Below are 20,332 nucleotides of genomic sequence, written 5' to 3' on the forward strand. Positions count from 1 at the left end.
AAGAAAGCCCGCAAGCGGCTGTTCCTGTAACAGCCGCTTTAGCTATTGATACTGACCGAAATATAAATGAGATGGAATACAAAGAATGAGACTGAGCCCGCCCGTCGCTCCTGTCGCTATACAGACCGCTACGCGCCTTCGCCGTCAACTCGCCGCCGGAAGCCAGGTTGACGCTTCTCACTTCTGGCGAGAAGCAAACTCGCTCGCACTGCCGCTGGTGACAGCCATTAACGGCGCAGACGATGAACGGGAAGTCACCTTCCTGTGGCGTGCCGCCTCTCCTCTGCGGGGGGTTTATGTTCGCCTGAACCGTGTCACCGATAAAGATAACGTGACGAAAGGTATGATGACGCAACTGCCCACAACGGATATCTGGCATCTGACGCTTCGCTTACCGGCGTCCTACTGCGGTTCCTATACGATGGTCGAAATACCACCGGAAACCCCGGACGAGACGGTGTTGCAGCTTGGAAGCCGTTTCGCCTCCCTTGTCGGGAAGGCGGACCCGCTGAACAGCACGCCGGGAATAAATGTTCGGGGCAATGCGCAGGAGTCCGTTCTGGCGTTGGATCATGCCCCGGCACAGGAGGAGTGGTCAGGCTGTCGCGCTTACGCCGGGCAGCTTTTCACCTCAGAGCATCGGCTCGCCGGACAACGTCGCCGTGTGCGGCTGTATCTTCCTGACGTTCCTGTCGTACAACCGCTGGGCTTACTGGTACTCACGGATGGCGAGATCTGGTTCGACCATCTTGGGGTAAGCGCCGCCATTGACGCCGCCATCCGCAGCGGACGCATCGCGCCGGTGGCCGTACTCGGCGTTGATAATATCAACGCGGGTGAACGCGTCGCAATCCTCGGCGGTCGCCGCGAGCTGGTGCTCGACATTGCCGAACGCCTGCTGCCAACCCTTCGCGCCAAATACCCGGAACGACAGTGGGCGGACCGTACACAAACGGTGCTGGCAGGGCAAAGCCTCGGCGGCGTGACCGCGCTGATGGCGGCCCGCCACGCGCCAGAGAGCTTCGGCCTGGTGCTGAGCCACTCCCCCTCAATGTGGTGGACGCCGGACAACCGCAATCGCCAGCCCCATTTCAGCGCAGAAGAGCGCTCATGGGTCAGCGAACATGTGTTATCCGCGCCCTCGCCAGCCGTACGTACGCATCTGTGCGTGGGATCGCTGGAAGGTTCGACGGTCCCGCAGGTCAAACAGTTGCATGAAAAATTGCGCGCCGCCGGCGTTGAAAGCCATTGCAGCGTGTACACCGGCGGTCACGATTATACCTGGTGGCGCGGCGCGCTGATTGACGGATTACGTCTACTGCCCCGATAAAACTTCACCTGCCAAAAAGGAATCACATCCGATGTATGGTCGCCAGTACCACAACAAGTGCTATCGCATGGCGCTATTTTTAGTGAGTTTTTGTTTTAGCGCGCTGAGTTATGCGCAGCCGGATATGCAGCCATTAGGACCGAATATTGCTGATAAAGGTTCGGGATATTACCATTTTAGGGTCAATGACTTTCAATCTGCCGATGGCGCAAGACATTACCGGGTATGGACCGCTATTCCCAATAAAGCCGCCCCGCCGTCGGGTTATCCTGTCTTATATATGCTGGACGGCAACGCAGTGATGGACAGGCTGCCGGAGGCGCTGCTCAAACAACTGGCAGACCACTCGCCGCCGGTGATTGTGGCGATTGGCTATCAGACTAACCTGCCGTTTGATCTTAACGGCAGAGCTTATGACTATACGCCGGCGCCGGGAATCGATCGCGAAGGCAGTGAAAATAACCCGCGTTTTCATCGTAAAACCGGCGGCGGGCCAGCGTTCCGCCAGCTACTGGAGAGACATATCGCGCCGCAGGTGGAACAAGGAATAACCATCAACCCCGAACGGCGCGGGGTATGGGGACATTCTTATGGCGGCCTGTTCGTTTTGGACTCCTGGCTGTCGTCATCCTTCTTTCATATCTATTACAGCGCCAGCCCGTCACTCAGCAGGGATAATTTTGCCCTGTTGAATCGCCTTACGGCAGTGAAGCCGTCGCCGTTCTGCCATAAAAAACTCATCATAATGGAAGGTTCAGCGTCGAATGGAGATAGCAGGCAACGCCAGATGGCCGAGCTCCTGCAAAAAGTTCAGGAGACCGTGAGAACGCTTGAGAACAACGGCGTTAACGCGGCCCTGCAGCATTACCCGGGCCTGGGCCACGGGCCCATGTTTAACGCCTCTTTTCGCAGTGCATTGCTGGATATCAGTCGCGAACCGGCAAGCCAAAAACCACGCTGCCATTAACCCGCCGCCAGAATATGCCCGCCAGCGGCGGGCATAATCCATCAAAACGAGGCCGTCACACCGGCATAATAAGCCCGACCCGGTTCGTTATAGGTATTTGCCCCTTCGGCGGAGCGATAGATCTGTTTATCGAAGATATTGCTGATACCGACATTAAGACGCAGGTTCTTGTTGATATCGTAGTTAACGTTAGCGCCGACCAGTGAGTAAGCCCCCAGCGCTTTCCCGGACAATCCTTTGGTCTCTTCACTACGCGACTCCGCATGTGTTCGCGGTTTTTGCTTGCCGTATAACGTCCAGTTGACGTTAGCGGAGAGCGCGCTGGTGATAGTCCAGTCGAGGAAGGTATTCACCGTATATTTCGGGATTATCGATAAGGGATTACCGGTATCTTTTTGCTCAGAAGTGATCATATAAGTCGCATTGGTATTCCAGTTCAGACGGTCCGGCATCAGCGGAACAGCCATGCTGGCTTCAATACCTTCAATCAGCGCCTTACCGCCGTTCTGCCACTGCAATACATAAGCGCCAGATGCGCTTCTGCCAATAATCTTATCACCTGCGACAATCTTATTCTGATAATCGTTACGGAAATACGTGACGCTTGCGTGGTAATCGTCTACGGTAAATTCCAGCCCGATCTCTTTATTGATGCTAATTTCAGGATCGAGGTTCTTATTACCGACCAGGTAACAGCCGCCTGACGTAATATCTTTTGGACAACCGTTGCCTTTCGAATAGAGTAAATACCCCTCACTGGTTTGATACAAGTTCGGTGCCTTAAAGGCCCGGGCAATACCGGCTTTCACCTTGACGTATTCACCTAACTCCTGGGAAAGGTTAAGACTGGGACTAAAATTACTCCCGGATTCGCTCAAATAGTCAAAACGCAGACCCGGAATAATATTGGTACCGGCCATGGGTTCGATATTATCTTCAACGTACAGCGCACTGATTTCCAATTTATTTTTGCTGCTACGGTTAGCCGCCGAACCGGGAATCCCGGCGATATTGCTATCCTTAACCGTCAGACTGGTAGAGGAAGGATCGTTCAGCTCATCGCGGTTCCACTCCGCGCCGACGGTGAGCGTTTGCTCAAATAGCCATATCACCGGGACATTCACCTCGCCGCTGGTGCGATACGAGATCAGGCGGTTAGTGGTGAACGTCTGGTCGTTGGTAATGCGCCCCTCGCCGCCGCCGGAGAGTCCCTCATTCATGCGGGTATTATCGGTTTTTTCATAGTAGAACCCCAGGCGGCTTTGCCCCCAGTCCCAGATGCTGTTATGAGTTAGACCGTAATTCTGCCGGTACAGGCGATTGGTCTCCCGCCCGGACTGCGCCAGACTTTTAGTAACCGCGTTCGAAGTACTGTTTTGCGTATCGCCGGCATAGATATTCCCCTGCCGACTGTATCCCGCTTCAAAATCAAGGATTTGCTGCGGGGTCATTTTCCATGAGAAGACGCTATTAATATCTTTATTGGTGACCCCCTCCCGTCCGGCGGCATTTTTGGTACCGGCGGAGGAGTTAATATCCCAGCTGTCGGCATCGGTTCTGTTGAGATTACCGTACAGGCGCATCGTCAACGTATCTCCAGCCAACGGGCCGCTAAGGCTAAAGTTACCCCGCCGGGTGTCACCTTCTTTGCTGCTTTCCGGCTGGTTGGTATAGAGCGACAGCGAACCATGCCAGTCGTTAGTCGGACGTTTGGTGATGATATTCACCACCCCGCCAGCGGCACCGGAGCCATAGCGCGCGGCGGCGGGCCCACGGATCACTTCAATACGTTCTACCATCTCCGGCGGTACCCAGTTCGTATCGCCACGGGTGTCGCGTTCTCCGCGCCAGCTATAGCGAACCGAATTTCGTGACGTCACCGGCACGCCGTCAATCAGCACTAAGGTATTTTCCGGCCCCATACCACGAATATCAATTTGTCGGTTATTTCCGCGCGTCCCCGAGGCGCTATTGCCGGTAAGATTAACCCCAGGCATCTTACGAATAATATCGGCAAGATCGTTAACGGGAGGATTCTTCTGAATATCGTCACGAGTAATAATCGAAACGCCCGGCTGTTGCTTTAATACTTGCTCGGCAGTGGATTCAACCACCATCGTTTCGCCGTTGTCGTCTGTAGATTCTGCTGCTGATAATGGACTATTAACCCCTGTAGAAACCACGGTTATTAACCAGAGGAACTTATTAACTCTCATACCCATTCCCTAAATAATGTCTAAAGTAGCGCTGTTGCCCTCAAGCTCACATCCTTGCCAGGTTACGTCTATATAGTAATTATTATCATATGCTAATGATAATAATTATCATTCAATTAAGGAAAAGGCAATCTTTCGACCACAAAAATCTGGTAATAAAAAAACGGAAACGGGATTTTGCAATATGACTCTCTGTCCGGGCTCCACTTTGCCAGTAAATCCGGGAAGGGGGGCAGAATGCGCCTACTGAACGAAGGTTTTACAAAACAGGAGTAGAGAAATAAAACTATTTTTCAAAGCGTTAATGACAAGAAACACCCAGATAAGATGGTATAGCGCGGTTCAGGGTTCACCGCCGCTTCCCTGCCGACGGCGAACCGTTCTTACAGTTTGCCAGAGACTTTCCGTCTGGGTAATGGTGGGATCGGATACGATTGTAGTCATTCGATATATGACAATGAAAGTGATGTTGGCTCCAAAATACAAAGCGCCTGGTAATAATTATCAGGCGCTTTGCAGACAGAAAACCATCAAACATCGGTTTCTCGTTCTCCAGGAACTACTGGAAAATATGGCAACCCACAGTTAGTAGATTTTACTGTCGGGTCTTGCCAGGGATGTTGTGTTACCCCCAGGTCTTTTAAAAGACCTCGTAACAGCACTAACTCGCTGGGTGTCATTTTTTGCTTTGGTTCACCCTCTTTAGGTGGACGAATATCCTCCTGACTAGTACATGTAACACTATAACCTTTTAACTCTATCCACTTAGGCTTAGAGGGGGCCTTAGGATCGGGAGGCGTCGGACTGGCAACGCATGAACAGGCACTTATACATCCAGGCATAACGTTTTCCTTTTCAAACAATTCGCTTTAGTTGGAAGTTCTACTTGAGAAAATAGAAATGGTTGTTCAGATATTTTTACCGTCGCATACTCCTGTAATAATAAAAGATACTGTAAATAATTTACTCTCAGCTACTATTCAGTAGCAGATAGTTATTCTTACATTGCTTTTATTTCAGATTTACGTCAAAAAGGCTAAATATTTTCACTATAAAATTCGTTAAAGAGTGTTTGTGTACTTGTAGACATTCTGGCGTCTTCGGTACGTAAATGGGTTAGTGTACAATCTTTAAAACAGGTATTGTTTAAATTAGCCTCAGCCAAATCAGCCCCGTCCAGGTTCGTAGAAATGAAACTCGCCTTTCGCAGGTTTGCCCGGGTTAAGATAGCGCCTTCCATATCAGCAGCCATTATAGTAGCACCCTGTAATGTCGCACCGCTCATATCGGCGCGTATAAGGGTTGCGCCTGAAATATTAGCATGCTCCATATTTGCACCGGAACAAAGACATTCTACCATGCTACAGCCTAACAGACTTGCGTGTTGTAAATTGGCGCCGGTAAGATTAGCGCGATCGAGGGTAGCGCCACACATAATAGTATCTTCCAGACAGGCGTTCATTAAATTACTGTCGCCTAATGATGCTCCCGATAGATTTGCCCCCTTAAGATTTGCACCGTCACAATCCGCCATGAACAGTACTGCCCCATCTAAATCTGCGCCGCTTAAGTCTGCGCCACATAAATTTTCTGCCGTCAGATTTGCTCCGGTAAGGACAGCGCCTTTAAGATTCATGCCTCCCTGGGCAGTTAACATTACAGAATCCTGAGGGATAGAAAATTCGTATCTGAATAGTAAAACTCGACATATTTTTTCAAAAGAGACAAGCGGAATTTCTCTCGTCTCAGAATGGTCGCCTTTACTGACCCGTACAATAACTTGTTCAGCTTCGTTATTCTCACCAGGAAGATTAAATTCGACACGACACCCATCCATATCCTCCAGTATGATGTTTTCTGGCAACGGAGCACCTCTGTCAGGCATTGAACTTTTCAATGTATCAGCCATAGTGTCTATCAATTCCTTATACTGTGCTTCATTTTTCCGACGCACCCCACCACAGGTAAAAAAGTTAATGATATATTCCAGAATGGTTTTGGGAGAGGTGGCTTGCCGCATAGCAGCAGAAGTCCCCGCGCCAAAAGCAGATGTAGCCATACCAGCCAGACTATCGAGTGAACGCTGCATAATATTTTCTCCCAGAGATAGCAACATGGTACATGATAAAATTTATCATATAGATTTGCATTTAGAGATAAGGTGAATACCCCCTTTGCGTCTGGTTACATAATCACGCATCACGACGCTTTGCTGTCTGACTTACACAATACCAGCCAAATAAATATATTGGCTTATACTCGTCATACTTCAAGTTGCATGTGCTGCGGCTGAGTTCCCTCACCCCAGTCACTTACTTTAGTAAGCTCCTGGGGATTCGCTCGCTTGCCGCCTTCCTGCAACTCGAATTATTTAGAGTATAAACATTATTTAAAATAATAAACACGGCATTCGTTTTAATACTACGTTCAGGACTCATCCCACTCATTAGCAGAAAACCTATTAAAAAGCGCGTTCAGGCGTTTTATTTCTGCCATTGATAAACTGTTTAACAACGTCGTCTGTACAGGCCTTCTTCGTTGCCTTTACGTTTAACTCAATCAGGCTACCGTCTCGGTTATAAGTCTATCGAGTAGTAGGGACGTAGTATGACGATGCAGCAAAGTGATATGGAAAGATATAATCCATTATTAATGTTAAAAGAAGTCATGGCGCAGACGCCTTATCGCCATAAACGCTGGGGAGAGCGTAAGTTTCGCTATAAATTTGTATTACGTTGCCTTATTAACCCTGTAACGACAATTAAATACTTCAATGAATTATGCCATCTGTCTCAGCCCAGAACGCTGATCATTCATCGTCCACTGTTGCCGGCAAAAATCCAGCGGCCCTATTTGTATACCGGGCTTAGCATACGTTGCCGGGCAAAAGCTATTCTGGAACACTACCAGTTCGTTCAGTCCTTTCCGGAAAATAAAATTAAAAAGATCCTCCTGTCCGAGGAACAAATCTTGCTCGCTCACCTGGAAGGAAAAAACGGCGCTCTGGTGGATATCTACTGCGGTCCCTGTGGCTATGACAGGGAAGGTGAACTGACATTAACGCTGTGCTTCAATGATACGCCGTTGGCACGTTTATCATTTTCCTTTATCCGCCATGAAGGGAAGCAAATAGCGCTGGTTGCCGGGTTACAAGGGCCCAGTAAACATGTCGGCCCACAAGTCATACGTAACGCCACCAAAGATTGTTACGGTCTCTTTCCTAAACGGATGCTGTATGAAGCATTTGCGACATTGATGCTGGCCTGTAATGTCGACGAGATTTATGCGGTAAGTGAAAACAACCATGTTTATCGTCAACTCAGGTACTTATTCCAGAAGAAAAAAACTTTTGTGGCCAGCTATAGTGAATTCTGGGAGTCGCTAAACGGCGTTAAGAAAGGTGCCTTATATCATCTGCCATCACAGGTGATGCGTAAAGCGCCTGAAAGTATCCCCAGCAAAAAACGCGCAGAGTATCGGAAGCGCTATCATATTCTGGATACAATAATACAAGAGGTTAACAGCCTCTCCCGGTAGAACTATTTCATACGCGGATGCGCAGATCCTGCTACCGTTCAGCGGATCTCTTTGAAATCTGTATCGCTACTGGATGGTTAAATACAGAATGGCTTGCGAGTGAAAAGCGCGGCATTAAACCGTCGCTTTCACTCATGCTATGATCAACATCTTAATCTTATTCCCTTCACCATAACGTCATCGATTAGCATGTTAACCATTAAATACAAGCTAAACATTTGTCACATTTTTATTTGGTTGAGCAAAAAAATAATACAAAATAGAATTTTCAGTAAGCCAAGTCAGGAGTTTTGGTGAAAATACAAGAAGTTAAGCGTATATTAACCCGCTGGCAGCCGTCTTCCTTTGCCCTATACCGGGAGGTGTTTACGCAATACGGCGGTAGTATCAATATGCACCCAGATATTGTGGATTATTTTATGAAGCGCCATAACTGGCATTTTAAATTCTTCCACTATAAAGAAGATGATAAGATTAAAGGCGCCTACTTTATCTGTAATGATCAGAATATTGGCATCCTGACGCGCAGAACCTTCCCGCTATCGTCAGATGAGATACTTATTCCGATGGCACCAGATTTACGCTGCTTCTTACCCGATCGTACTAACCGGCTTTCAGCGTTGCATCAGCCACAAATACGCAATGCCATATGGAAACTCACCAGAAAGAAACAAAATTGTCTGGTCAAAGAAACGTTCTCTTCTAAGTTTGAAAAAAGACGCCGTAATGAATATCAGCAATTTCTTAAAAAAGGCGGTAGTGTAAAAAGCGTTGCTGATTGTTCTTCTGATGAACTGACTCATATTTTTATCGAGTTATTTCAGTCTCGTTTCGGCAATACGTTATCTTGCTATCCCGCTGATAACCTTGCCACCTTTTTTAGTCAACTGCATCACCTTCTGTTTGGGCATATTCTTTATATTGAAGGGATACCCTGTGCATTTGATATCGTATTGAAATCTGAAAGCCAGATGAACGTCTACTTTGACGTATCTAATGGTGCAATTAAAAATGAGTTCAGGCCACTCAGTCCCGGCAGCATACTAATGTGGCTAAATATTAACCGTGCCAGACATTACTGCCAGGAAAGACAAAAAAAATTACTTTTTTCCATCGGCATACTAAGGCCTGAATGGGAATATAAGCGCATGTGGTCGACCCCCTATTTTACCGGAAAATCGATTTGCTAAAAAGAAAGCCTGGACGTAAATATGTTTTTTACGTCCAGATTTTTCATAAGTCCTGATGAACTGATAAAAAACGAAAGTTTAATCATAATTTAAAAAATAAGTTAACCACCATATAATCATAATGACAATTACTCGAAATTCACTTACACTATGCTCGGTTTTATGGAATTGATTAACACGGTATGTTACAGATAACGTGCTAAAAAGCGTGCAGCGGTTATACATTTTCATATGTGTGTGTCATTAACCTGGCGTCAGGAACAGATGATGATGACAACTACCCTTTTATCTCTTCTGGCCTGGCATACCGTCAGTAGATTAAAGGTGTAGCCTTGCTTTATGGCATTACAAAAATGTGGGTGAGGTCTATGCTCAATGTATACGTTATTTGTAACAACGCTCTTGTGCATAAACAATACGTTATTGCCAACAGCACTGAACGGGTACAGTGGTTCTTGCTGACAACAGGCTTAAAGATCGTCTTAACACGGGATACCTGATAACTGGATTATATTATGACACATGCAGACTGGCTGATTCTTGGGTATACAACTGTTATTATTATTTTTGGTATTGTATGTTATATCGGATTGCTTAAATTGATAACGAAAGGCAAGCATGAAAAATAACGCACTTACCGGGAAGAATATACTCTCAGGAGATAAAATGCTTCGGCAATGATATGACACCACTGCCGAAATGCTATTTTTACAGAAATCAATCAGGTATTGAGGGTGATTTTATCATAGCCGCGCCAGCGATAATTCAACAACGAGAGCAGCCAGAATAGCACAAAAGCGCCCACTACCCAGAAGCCCACATTCCCCATATGATCGTTAAGCGTGCTGACGGTCTGCCAAAATGTTCCGCTTAACTGTAACGCATCATCAATCAACCCCAGCGCCTCAAGCCCGCCAATCGCCAGCGCGACAATGACGGATGCGGCGGTAATGGTCATATTATAATAAAGCTTACGTAATGGATGCGAGAAAGCCCAACCGTAAGCGCCGACCATGACAAAGTTATCCAGGGAATCCACCAGCGCCATCCCGGCGGTAAACAGCACAGGAAAAATCATCATCGACCAGAGAGATAGCCCCTGGTTGGCTGCTGAAGCGGAAATGCCCAGCAACCCAACCTCGGTTGCGGTATCAAATCCCAGACCAAACAGAAAACCGACAAAATACATATGCCAACTGGAAGTGACCAAACGAAACGTACGCTGAAATATACGCGTCATCAGCCCGCCAGGTATGGCCTCGTCATGCGCTCTCACTGACTCGCCGCGGGTAACCGAGCGAAATTGCCGCCAGACGTTGAACAAAATAAACAGGTTAAGCAGGGCCATCGCCAGCAGAAAAAAAGCGGAAACAGCCGTACCAATCAACGAACCATATTGATGCAAAACATCAATACGATCGCGAAATGCCATCGACGTCACAACAATCGCCAGACATGCCAGAACGACAATGGTCGAATGACCCAATGAAAAAAATGCCCCCACGCCTAAAGGCGTTTTACCCTGCTGCATCAGTTTACGGGTGACGGTATCAATGGCCGCAATATGATCGGCATCAACCGCATGACGCAGCCCAAAGCTATACGCCAGTATGGCTGCGCTTAGCATGACGGCATGGTGATGAAAAACACAGAATGCCCAAATCCAGGCCAGGATGTTAACCCCGACAAGAAAGACGGTTAATGCTATTCCCCGTCGTTTAGTATGATTATTCATGCCCCTGCACCCACTATATTTTTAATTAACGCTACGGTTTGTAGGGGGAATGTATGATCATTTGATTAAAACGTCACACCTCAAGATGCGACTTTTTGTAAACGTGCTTTACCGCTGACACATTTGTGCGCATTACTGCGGAACAAGGCTTAAAAAGCGTATCCGAACGTATAACCCTCCCAACGCTTCACTACGGGAAAAATGGGGATGAGTACGGTGCAGGCGTGCGATATCATTGACCAAAGCCAGACCAATGCCCGCCCCGGCCACATTTCCTACGTTATCGAGCCGGTGGAACGGCTGTAGCGCCAGATGGATATGTTCATCATCAATGCCGGGGCCGCTATCTTCGACAACCAGCGTCACGGCATCGCCATCCCGTTCAAGCCGCGCGGTGACGATGCCTTGCTCAGGCGTGTATTTCAGCGCATTATCCAGCAAGTTTCCGCACAGCTCGCTAAGCAGTACCTCATCCCCCTCGATCCACATCGCTTCCTGTTCGCCTTCGTAGCCCAGGTCGATATGTTTACTCCGTGCCTGCGCCAGGCGGGTAAAACAGCCGCTCTGTACGATATCGTACAGATTCACCGGGGAAAAACGCCGCTCGCCCTGCTCTTTATGCTTTACCGCAGAAAGTTGCAACAATCTTTCCGTGAGCTGAATGGTGCTATCCAGCGTTACGCTCATCGCCTGCAGACTTTCGTACCAGTGATGAGGGTGCTGGCTGGCTAACGCCACCGCCGCCTGCGTTTTTAACACCGCCAGCGGCGTTTTTAACTGGTGAGAAGCATCGGCGCTAAAGCGTTCCTGCCGGGAGAGGATGCCGCGGAGCCTGTCAATGTAGCGATTAAACGCCACGATTAACAAGCGTGTTTCCGACCACGGCAGCAGTTCCGGCAGCGGCGTTAACAGACCCGGTTCGCGGCGTACCATTAATGACGAAAGTTGACGCATAGGGCGCAGGATCCGGCGTAATAACCAGCCAACCAGCACCAGGGTTAGCAGCACCAGCAGACCCTGTGAGATCCAGGAAGAGAACAGCAGTTGGCCCGCCAGATAACGACGGGACTGCAGCGTCTCTGCGACATAAATCTCCGCCATGCCGATAATGCCGCCTTCGTTGACCGGCTGTAGCAAACGCGCCACGCGGATCGCCTCGCCGCGATACTCGGTATGATAGAACCACGCCAGCGCCGGATAAAGCCGGGTACGGGGCGTAGCGGGCGGCATGGCGGGCAGATCGTCATAACCGGAAATGACCTTTCCGGAAGGGTCGACGACTTTGTAATAGAGTCGATCATTCATATTAAGCTCGAAGCTATCCAGCACCACCCAAGGCACGTTAACTTCCAGATGGTTATTGCGCACCACCAGCCGTTCCGATACCGTTCGCGCCGAGGAGAGCAACGTACGATCATAAGCCTGAGTGGCGGCCTGTAGCGCATTGACATAGCTGTTAAACGCCGACAGCCCCCATAGCAGAATCAGCGGCAACCCTAGGAACAGTAAGAGTTGCAGGTACAACGATTGCGGCTTAACCCACTTCATCGCCGCGCTCCAGCACATAACCCAGGCCGCGCAGCGTCGTAATTCGTACATCGCTTCCCTGGAGTTTTTTACGCAGTCGATGAATATAAAGTTCGATACTTTCAGGGCTTACCTCATCGTTCAGGCTGAACACCTGTTCAAAAAGCTGCTGACGCGAAACCGGTCGCGTTCGTCGGTACATCAATACGGTTAAGAGCGCCTGCTCACGCGGCGTCAGCGCTAACGGCTGCCCCTGTAACAGAAAATACCCTTCATCATGAAAGATCAATTCCCCCAGTTGCTGAACTTCATGGACCTGCCCAGCGCTGCGTCGGAGCAAGGCCCGTAAACGGGCATCCAGCTCTTCCAGTTCAAAGGGTTTCGGCAGATAGTCATCGGCGCCGACGTTGAGACCTTTTACACGATCCGCCACCGCGCTTCGCGCCGTGAGCAGCAAAACGGGCAAGGTCTGACCGCGTTTACGCAGCCGTTGCACCACCTCCAGTCCATCCATTCCCGGCATATTGATATCCAGCACCGCCAGCGCGTACATTTCACTGTGCAGAAGATGGTCAGCCGCCAGGCCGTCAAATACGCAGTCCACGGCAAAGCCGTTTTGCACCAGCGCTTTTTCCAGCCAGTGAGCCAGCTCACGGTTATCTTCCGCCAATAAGAGACGCATATCACATCCTGTAAAGTTTCTGCCGCATTGAAAGGGAATTGAAAGGTTATTGTTTTAACAATCACGCAACCGAACTGCTACATGTCGGCTCACATAATCACAAAAATCTTCTTCCGAACCTGAAAAATCCGGACGTCCGGCGTGAGGATAAAAAATGAAAAAACAATTACTTCGTACCCTTACTGCAAGCATTTTATTAATGAGTACCTCTGTTCTGGCGCAGGAGGCACCGTCGCGAACGGAATGTATCGCGCCAGCCAAACCTGGCGGCGGTTTCGACCTCACCTGTAAGCTGATTCAGGTGAGTTTGCTGGAGACTGGCGCTATCGAGAAACCCATGCGGGTAACGTATATGCCCGGCGGCGTCGGCGCTGTGGCCTATAACGCGATAGTCGCCCAACGCCCTGGCGAACCCGGGACTGTGGTCGCCTTTTCCGGCGGTTCGCTGCTCAACCTGTCGCAGGGGAAATTTGGTCGCTACGGCGTGGATGATGTGCGCTGGCTGGCAAGCGTGGGCACTGATTACGGCATGATCGCCGTGCGTGCGGATTCCCCGTGGAAAACGCTGAAAGATCTGATGACGGCGATGGAAAAAGATCCCAACAGCGTGGTCATTGGCGCTGGCGCCTCTATTGGCAGCCAGGACTGGATGAAGTCGGCATTGCTGGCGCAAAAGGCGAACGTCGACCCGCACAAGATGCGCTACGTTGCCTTTGAGGGCGGCGGCGAGCCGGTGACGGCATTAATGGGCAACCATGTTCAGGTTGTCTCCGGCGATCTCAGTGAAATGGTGCCTTATCTGGGCGGCGACAAAATCCGCGTGCTGGCCGTCTTTTCAGAAAATCGGCTGCCGGGCCAGCTTGCCAATATCCCTACCGCTAAAGAACAGGGCTACGACCTGGTGTGGCCGATTATTCGCGGCTTCTACGTCGGGCCAAAAGTCAGCGATGCCGATTACCAGTGGTGGGTGGATACCTTCAAGAAGCTCCAGCAAACCGACGAGTTTAAAAAACAGCGCGATCTGCGCGGCCTGTTTGAGTTCGACATGACCGGCCAGCAGCTCGATGACTACGTGAAAAAACAGGTTACTGATTACCGTGAACAGGCGAAAGCCTTCGGACTCGCGAAATAATCGCGGAGGCAATGATGAGCGATCGTATCTTTGCGGGTATCTGGCTGTTGCTCTGTATCGCCGGGCTATTCATCGCCTGGCAGATCCAAAGCGAATACAGCTATGAACCCGTCGGCCCCCGCCCTTTTCCGCTGGGGATTATCGGCCTGATGGCGCTCTGCGCGCTGGCGCTGTTATTGCGCCATCCCGACACGGTTAGCTGGCCGCGCCGCCATGTGCTGCAAAAGCTAATTACCATGATCATCATCCTGTTGATGTATGCCTGGGGATTCGAATGGCTGGGTTTTCCCATCGCCACCGCGCTTCTCACCATGGTTATCGGGATGCTGTTCGGCGCCACGATTCCGGCGGCGGGGATCTCCGGCGCGGTATTAGGCATTCTGCTGTGGTATGCCTTTGACCGGCTGCTTGATGTCACCTTACCTCTCGGCGCCTGGCTGAGTTAACGGAGCAACGATGGATACCTGGATATATCTTTCTCAGGGCTTTGCGGTGGCGATGACGCCGGAAAACCTGGTTATCGCGTTGATTGGCTGCTTCGTGGGCACGATCGTCGGTCTGCTGCCGGGCCTGGGACCGATCAACGGCGTGGCAATCTTACTGCCGCTGGCCTTTGCGTTGCATCTGCCTGCGGAGTCGGCGCTAATTCTGCTGGCGACGGTGTACATTGGCTGTGAGTATGGCGGCAGGATCTCCTCCATATTGCTCAACGTCCCCGGCGATGCGGCGGCGATCATGACGGCGCTGGACGGTTACCCAATGGCGCAGCAAGGGAAAGGCGGCGTAGCGCTGTCGATTTCCGCAGTCAGCTCATTTTTCGGTTCATTAATCGCTATCGGCGGCATCATTCTGTTCGCCCCTTTACTGGCGCAATGGTCGCTGGCCTTTGGTCCGGCGGAATATTTCGCCTTAATGGTTTTTGCTATCGCCTGTCTTGGCAGCATGATGGCGCAAAATCCGCTTAAATCATTTCTGGCAGCGCTGATCGGTCTTGGCCTTGCGACCGTCGGCGTGGACGCCAACACCGGGGTTTATCGCTTTACCTTTGACAGCGTTCATCTTTCCGACGGCGTACAGTTTATCGTCGTGGTGATCGGCCTGTTCTCGGTATCAGAAATACTTTTAATGCTGGAACATACCAGCAGCGGGCAAACAATGGTCCGCAAAACGGGTCGAATGTTGTTCAACCTGAAAGAAGGCGCGCAGTGTATCGGCACTACCCTGCGTTCTTCGGTAATCGGCTTTTTTGTCGGCGTATTGCCCGGCGCCGGGGCGACCATCGCCAGCGCCATTACCTATATGACCGAGAAAAAACTCAGCGGCAACAGCGATAGCTTCGGCAAAGGGGATATTCGCGGCGTCGCGGCGCCGGAGGCGGCAAACAACGCCTCTGCCTGCGGCTCCTTCATCCCGATGCTGACGCTGGGCGTTCCCGGTTCCGGCACTACGGCAGTGATGATGGGGGCGCTGACGCTGTACAACATCACGCCAGGCCCGGCGATGTTCACCGAACAGCCGGATATCGTCTGGGGACTCATCGCTGCGCTGCTGATTGCGAACGTGATGCTGCTGATCATGAATATCCCGTTGATCGGTCTGTTCACCCGTATGCTCACCATTCCGCTGTGGTTCCTGGTACCCGCCATCGCTGCCGTATCGGCGGTAGGGGTGTATGCGGTACACAGCACCACCTTCGATCTGGTGCTGATGGTCGCGCTCGGCGTGTTAGGGTACATTTTACGTAAAATGCACTTCCCCATGTCGCCGCTGATCCTGGGATTCGTACTGGGGGAAATGCTGGAGCAGAACCTGCGCCGCGCACTCTCCATCAGTAACGGCAATATGGCGATTTTGTGGCAAAGCGGCGTTGCCAAAGCCCTGCTGATCATGGCGATCATGGTCATTGTCGTACCGCCAGTGTTACGTCTGATCCGTAAACACAGCCGTAAACCGCAGGTTGACGCCGGTTAATTGACTGCTGAAATACGTTGTACTTGTCCGGCCTACGCGCTCATGTGCCAGGCCGGGCAACCCCGCCAGCATCACTCTCCCCATAACTCGCTCATTTTCCCCCTTCTTGCCGTTGTCAGGCTCGTGGCGCCGTTAACCTCACCTTTCGCATTGTTAAATATTTGTTGTTTTTGATCACAATAATTAAACAAAAGCGGTTATTTCATACGCGTTCCTGAAAAATGTCGATATTTTTAATTTATGGCTACGAAATGAGCATCGCCATGTCTCCCTGACCATCTACCGAGAGGAATGATTCTGATGAATGCACTGACTGCCGTAAAAGCGAACACAGATGATTTAGCCCAACGCCATACTGGTTTCACCCTTGCCCCTTCGGTGCAGTCGCCGCGCCTGCTGGCGTTAACGTTTACGGCGGATACCACAAGACAATTTCTCCATCAGGTTGCGCAGTGGCCGGTGCAGGCGCTGGAATACAAATCTTTCTTACGTTTCAAAATCGGCAAGATCCTCGACGATCTGTGCGGCAATCAGCTACAACCGCTGTTGATCAAAACGCTCCTCAACCGTGCGCAAGGCGCGCTGTTGATCAGCGCCGAAGGGATCGATGATGTCGCACAGGCAGAAGAGATGGTCAAACTGGCGACGGCGGTGGCGCATCTTATTGGTCGCTCCAACTACGATGCGATGAGCGGCCAGTATTACGCGCGTTTCGTGGTCAAAAACGTCGACAACTCCGACAGTTATCTGCGCCAGCCCCACCGCGTAATGGAACTGCACAATGACGGTACCTATGTTGAGGAGGTGACCGACTACGTGCTGATGATGAAAATCGACGAACAAAATATGGAAGGCGGTAATTCGCTGCTGCTGCACCTTGATGACTGGGAACATCTGGAGTCGTTTTTTACCCATCCGCTGGCGCGTCGCGTCATGCGCTGGGCGGCGCCGCCAAGCAAGAATGTTAGCCATGACGTCTGGCACCCGGTGTTTGATGTCGACCAACAAGGCCGCCCGGTCATGCGTTATATCGACCAGTTCGTCCAGCCAAAAGACTTTGAAGAAGGCGTCTGGCTCAGCGAGCTTTCAGACGCGCTGGAAACCAGTCAAAACATCCTCTCCGTACCGGTACCGGTCGGCAAATTCCTGTTGATTAACAATCTGTTCTGGCTACATGGACGCGATCGTTTTACGCCGCATCCTGACTTGCGTCGCGAACTGATGCGCCAGCGCGGTTACTTCGCCTACGCCGCCAGCCATTATCAAACTCACCAATAAGCGCCACGGCGAAGGAATTATGCGGATGTATGATTTTGTGATTATCGGCGGCGGCATTATCGGTATGTCGACCGCCATGCAACTTATTGATGTCTACCCGGATGCGCGCATCGCGTTGCTGGAAAAAGAGTCCGCGCCAGCCTGCCACCAGACCGGGCATAACAGCGGCGTGATCCATGCCGGGGTGTACTACACGCCCGGCAGCCTCAAAGCGCAGTTTTGTCTGGCGGGCAATCAGGCGACCAAAACCTTTTGCGATCAAAACAACATCCGCTACGACACCTGCGGCAAAATGTTGGTCGCCACCTCGGAGCTGGAAATGGCGCGGATGCGCGCGCTATGGGAGCGGACGGCGGCCAACGGCTTAGAGCGCGAGTGGTTAAGCGCGGCGGAGCTGCGTGAACGCGAACCCAATATCATTGGCCTGGGCGGGATTTTTGTCCCTTCCAGCGGGATTGTCAGCTATCGCGATGTCGCGACGGCCATGGCGAACCGCTTTCAGGCCAAAGGCGGCGAGATCATCTACCATGCCGAGGTCAGCGCGCTGACAGAACATGCCGCTGGCATTGTTATTCGCACCTCGCAAGGTCGGGAAATAGAAACCGCTACGCTTATCGGCTGTGCAGGACTGATGGCGGATCGGCTGGTCAAAATGCTGGGCGTGGAGCCCGGTTTTATTATCTGCCCTTTCCGCGGCGAGTACTTTCGTCTGGCCCCGCGACACAACCGGATCGTTAACCATTTGATCTACCCGATCCCCGATCCGGCAATGCCGTTTCTCGGCGTCCATCTTACCCGCATGATCGACGGCAGTGTCACGGTCGGGCCGAATGCGGTGCTGGCGCTTAAACGCGAAGGCTACCGTAAGCGCGACGTTTCCTTCACCGACACCCTGGAGATTTTCCGCTCCGCCGGCATTCGCCGCGTACTGCAAAACCATCTGCTTTCCGGGCTGGGCGAGATGAAAAACTCGCTGTGCAAAAGCGGCTATTTGCGGCGAGTACAAAAGTATTGCCCCAGCCTGACCGTCAACGATCTCCAGCCCTGGCCGGCAGGCGTGCGGGCGCAGGCGGTTTCACCGGACGGCAAACTGATTGATGATTTTCTGTTTGTCACGACGCCGCGTTCCATTCACACCTGTAACGCCCCCTCCCCGGCGGCGACATCCGCGATACCTATCGGCGCGCATATCGTCAGTAAAGTTCAGGCGCTACGCGCAAGCCAGAGCAACCCCGGACGTACGCTGCGTGCGGCACGCAGCGTGGACGCATTACACGCCGCATTTACCCGTTAACCCTTCAGACAGGAAGCAATTATGCAACTTAACGACTCTACCCTGTTCCGCCAGCAGGCCTTTATCGATGGCGACTGGCGCGACGCGCGCGGCGGCGATGTCATCCCCGTGAGCAACCCCGCCAACGGGAAACCGCTTGGCAATGTGCCCAAAATGGGGGCGGAAGAGACGCGCGACGCCATCAACGCCGCCAATCGCGCCCTGCCCGCCTGGCGCGCGCTCACCGCCAAAGAGCGAGCCAATATCCTGCGTCGCTGGTTTAATCTGATGATGGAACATCAGGACGATTTGGCGCGTCTGATGACGCTGGAACAGGGCAAACCGCTGGCGGAAGCGAAAGGCGAAATTAGCTACGCCGCCTCGTTTATTGAATGGTTCGCCGAAGAGGGGAAGCGTATCTATGGCGACACGATTCCAGGTCATCAGGCCGATAAACGGCTGCTGGTGATTAAACAGCCCATCGGCGTCACCGCCGCGATTACCCCGTGGAACTTTCCCTCGGCAATGATCACCCGTAAAGCCGGCCCCGCGCTGGCCGCAGGCTGCACAATGGTACTCAAACCCGCCAGCCAGACGCCGTTTTCCGCGCTGGCGCTGGCGGAACTGGCCCGGCGCGCCGGAATTCCCGCAGGCGTATTTAACGTCGTTACCGGTTCGGCAGGCGATATTGGCGGCGAGCTGACCAGCAACCCGCTGGTACGCAAACTGTCGTTTACCGGCTCGACGGAGATTGGCCGCCAGCTGATGGAACAATGCGCCAAAGACATTAAAAAAGTGTCGCTGGAGTTGGGCGGCAATGCGCCGTTTATCGTCTTTGACGATGCCGATCTGGATAAAGCCGTCGAAGGCGCGCTGGCTTCGAAGTTTCGCAACGCCGGGCAGACCTGTGTCTGCGCCAATAGATTGTATGTTCAGGACGGCGTTTACGATCGTTTTGCGGAAAAACTCAACCAGGCGGTAAATAAGCTCGCGGTCGGCGACGGCCTGCAAGCCGACGTCGCTATCGGGCCGCTGATTGATGAAAAAGCCGTGGCGAAAGTCCAGGAGCATATCGCCGACGCGCTGGAAAAAGGCGCCCGCGTCATTACGGGCGGTGAAGCGCACAAATTGGGCGGCAACTTCTTTCAACCGACCATTCTGGCGGATGTCCCTGATAACGCGAAAGTCGCCAAAGAAGAGACATTCGGGCCGCTCGCGCCTCTGTTCCGCTTCAGCGACGAGGCGGATGTCATCAGGCAGGCTAACGATACCGAGTTCGGCCTGGCAGCCTATTTTTATGCACGCGATTTAAGCCGCGTTTTCCGCGTCGGCGAAGCGCTGGAATACGGCATCGTCGGTATTAATACCGGCATTATCTCCAACGAAGTCGCGCCTTTCGGCGGTATTAAGGCCTCCGGATTAGGCCGTGAAGGTTCCAAATACGGCATCGAAGATTATTTAGAAATCAAATATATGTGCATCGGCCTTTAACAG

The 20,332-nt window shown here is 51.6% G+C and carries 16 protein-coding genes; 10 read left to right on the plus strand and 6 right to left on the minus strand.

The genetic code is table 11. From position 1 onward, the window contains the following. Nucleotides 1-85: 85 nt before the first annotated feature. Together EOS97_RS03030 and EOS97_RS03035 are read left to right on the plus strand one after the other, a co-directional pair. A complete protein-coding gene (locus EOS97_RS03030; protein ID WP_001239949.1) occupies nt 86-1,330 on the plus strand; it encodes an esterase family protein in 1,245 nt (414 codons plus the stop codon). A 31-nt stretch (nt 1,331-1,361) separates the two neighbouring features. Continuing rightward, the gene (locus EOS97_RS03035; protein WP_000274361.1) at nt 1,362-2,297 is read left to right on the plus strand and encodes an alpha/beta hydrolase; all 936 of its coding nucleotides are present in this window, start codon (nt 1,362-1,364) and stop codon (nt 2,295-2,297) included. 41 nt (nt 2,298-2,338) lie between these two features. On the opposite strand, the gene EOS97_RS03040 is transcribed toward EOS97_RS03035, so the two are convergent. The 3 genes from EOS97_RS03040 to pipB2 all read right to left on the minus strand — a co-directional run bounded on the left by EOS97_RS03040 (nt 2,339) and on the right by pipB2 (nt 6,602). Continuing rightward, nucleotides 2,339-4,513: a TonB-dependent siderophore receptor gene (locus EOS97_RS03040; RefSeq protein ID WP_001805601.1), complete on the minus strand. Its 2,175-nt coding sequence runs from the start codon at nt 4,511-4,513 to the stop codon at nt 2,339-2,341. A 530-nt stretch (nt 4,514-5,043) separates the two neighbouring features. Then, nucleotides 5,044-5,376 carry a hypothetical protein gene (locus EOS97_RS03045; RefSeq protein ID WP_023166795.1) on the minus strand — a complete coding sequence of 111 codons (333 nt, stop codon included), beginning with the start codon at nt 5,374-5,376 and terminating at the stop codon, nt 5,044-5,046. Between the two features lie 173 nt (nt 5,377-5,549). Then, nucleotides 5,550-6,602 carry a type III secretion system effector PipB2 gene (gene pipB2, locus EOS97_RS03050; RefSeq protein WP_001189820.1) on the minus strand — a complete coding sequence of 351 codons (1,053 nt, stop codon included), beginning with the start codon at nt 6,600-6,602 and terminating at the stop codon, nt 5,550-5,552. 518 nt (nt 6,603-7,120) lie between these two features. On the opposite strand from pipB2, the gene EOS97_RS03055 reads away from it, so the two are divergent. Beyond that, nucleotides 7,121-8,050, plus strand: coding sequence for a VirK family antimicrobial peptide resistance protein (locus EOS97_RS03055; protein WP_000178739.1), 930 nt, complete (start codon nt 7,121-7,123; stop codon nt 8,048-8,050). 293 nt (nt 8,051-8,343) lie between these two features. After that, a complete protein-coding gene (locus EOS97_RS03065; RefSeq protein ID WP_000701504.1) occupies nt 8,344-9,240 on the plus strand; it encodes an antimicrobial resistance protein Mig-14 in 897 nt (298 codons plus the stop codon). 721 nt (nt 9,241-9,961) lie between these two features. Here EOS97_RS03065 and EOS97_RS03070 read toward each other — a convergent pair. The 3 genes from EOS97_RS03070 to tctD all read right to left on the minus strand — a co-directional run bounded on the left by EOS97_RS03070 (nt 9,962) and on the right by tctD (nt 13,184). After that, the gene (locus EOS97_RS03070) at nt 9,962-10,975 is read right to left on the minus strand and encodes a HoxN/HupN/NixA family nickel/cobalt transporter (RefSeq protein WP_001059351.1); all 1,014 of its coding nucleotides are present in this window, start codon (nt 10,973-10,975) and stop codon (nt 9,962-9,964) included. A gap of 132 nt (nt 10,976-11,107) precedes the next feature. Beyond that, nucleotides 11,108-12,523, minus strand: coding sequence for a sensor histidine kinase (locus EOS97_RS03075; protein ID WP_000872338.1), 1,416 nt, complete (start codon nt 12,521-12,523; stop codon nt 11,108-11,110). Continuing rightward, on the minus strand, nt 12,510-13,184 hold the full coding sequence (gene tctD / locus EOS97_RS03080) for a transcriptional regulator TctD (protein WP_001237934.1): 675 nt from the start codon (nt 13,182-13,184) through the stop codon (nt 12,510-12,512). The genes EOS97_RS03075 and tctD overlap by 14 nt, the downstream gene beginning before the upstream one ends. Nucleotides 13,185-13,338: 154 nt before the next feature. Between tctD and EOS97_RS03085 the strand changes: the two genes are divergently transcribed. The 6 genes from EOS97_RS03085 to gabD all read left to right on the plus strand — a co-directional run bounded on the left by EOS97_RS03085 (nt 13,339) and on the right by gabD (nt 20,329). Further along, complete coding sequence (locus EOS97_RS03085; RefSeq protein WP_000744413.1) at nt 13,339-14,316, plus strand: tripartite tricarboxylate transporter substrate binding protein; 978 nt, start codon at nt 13,339-13,341, stop codon at nt 14,314-14,316. 11 nt (nt 14,317-14,327) lie between these two features. Then, on the plus strand, nt 14,328-14,762 hold the full coding sequence (locus EOS97_RS03090; protein WP_001574835.1) for a tripartite tricarboxylate transporter TctB family protein: 435 nt from the start codon (nt 14,328-14,330) through the stop codon (nt 14,760-14,762). A 10-nt stretch (nt 14,763-14,772) separates the two neighbouring features. Further along, entirely contained in the window at nt 14,773-16,287 is a 1,515-nt protein-coding gene (locus tag EOS97_RS03095; protein WP_000382034.1) for a tripartite tricarboxylate transporter permease, read from the plus strand. A gap of 300 nt (nt 16,288-16,587) precedes the next feature. Further along, on the plus strand, nt 16,588-17,565 hold the full coding sequence (gene glaH, locus EOS97_RS03100; protein ID WP_000993105.1) for a glutarate dioxygenase GlaH: 978 nt from the start codon (nt 16,588-16,590) through the stop codon (nt 17,563-17,565). A gap of 25 nt (nt 17,566-17,590) precedes the next feature. Further along, complete coding sequence (gene lhgO / locus EOS97_RS03105) at nt 17,591-18,859, plus strand: L-2-hydroxyglutarate oxidase (protein ID WP_000271904.1); 1,269 nt, start codon at nt 17,591-17,593, stop codon at nt 18,857-18,859. Nucleotides 18,860-18,880: 21 nt separating this feature from the next. Beyond that, a complete protein-coding gene (gene gabD, locus EOS97_RS03110) occupies nt 18,881-20,329 on the plus strand; it encodes an NADP-dependent succinate-semialdehyde dehydrogenase (RefSeq protein WP_001176532.1) in 1,449 nt (482 codons plus the stop codon). The last annotated feature ends 3 nt before the right edge of the window (nt 20,330-20,332 follow it).

The sequence above is a fragment of the Salmonella sp. SSDFZ54 genome, from assembly GCF_004010735.1.
Classification (GTDB): domain Bacteria; phylum Pseudomonadota; class Gammaproteobacteria; order Enterobacterales; family Enterobacteriaceae; genus Salmonella; species Salmonella enterica.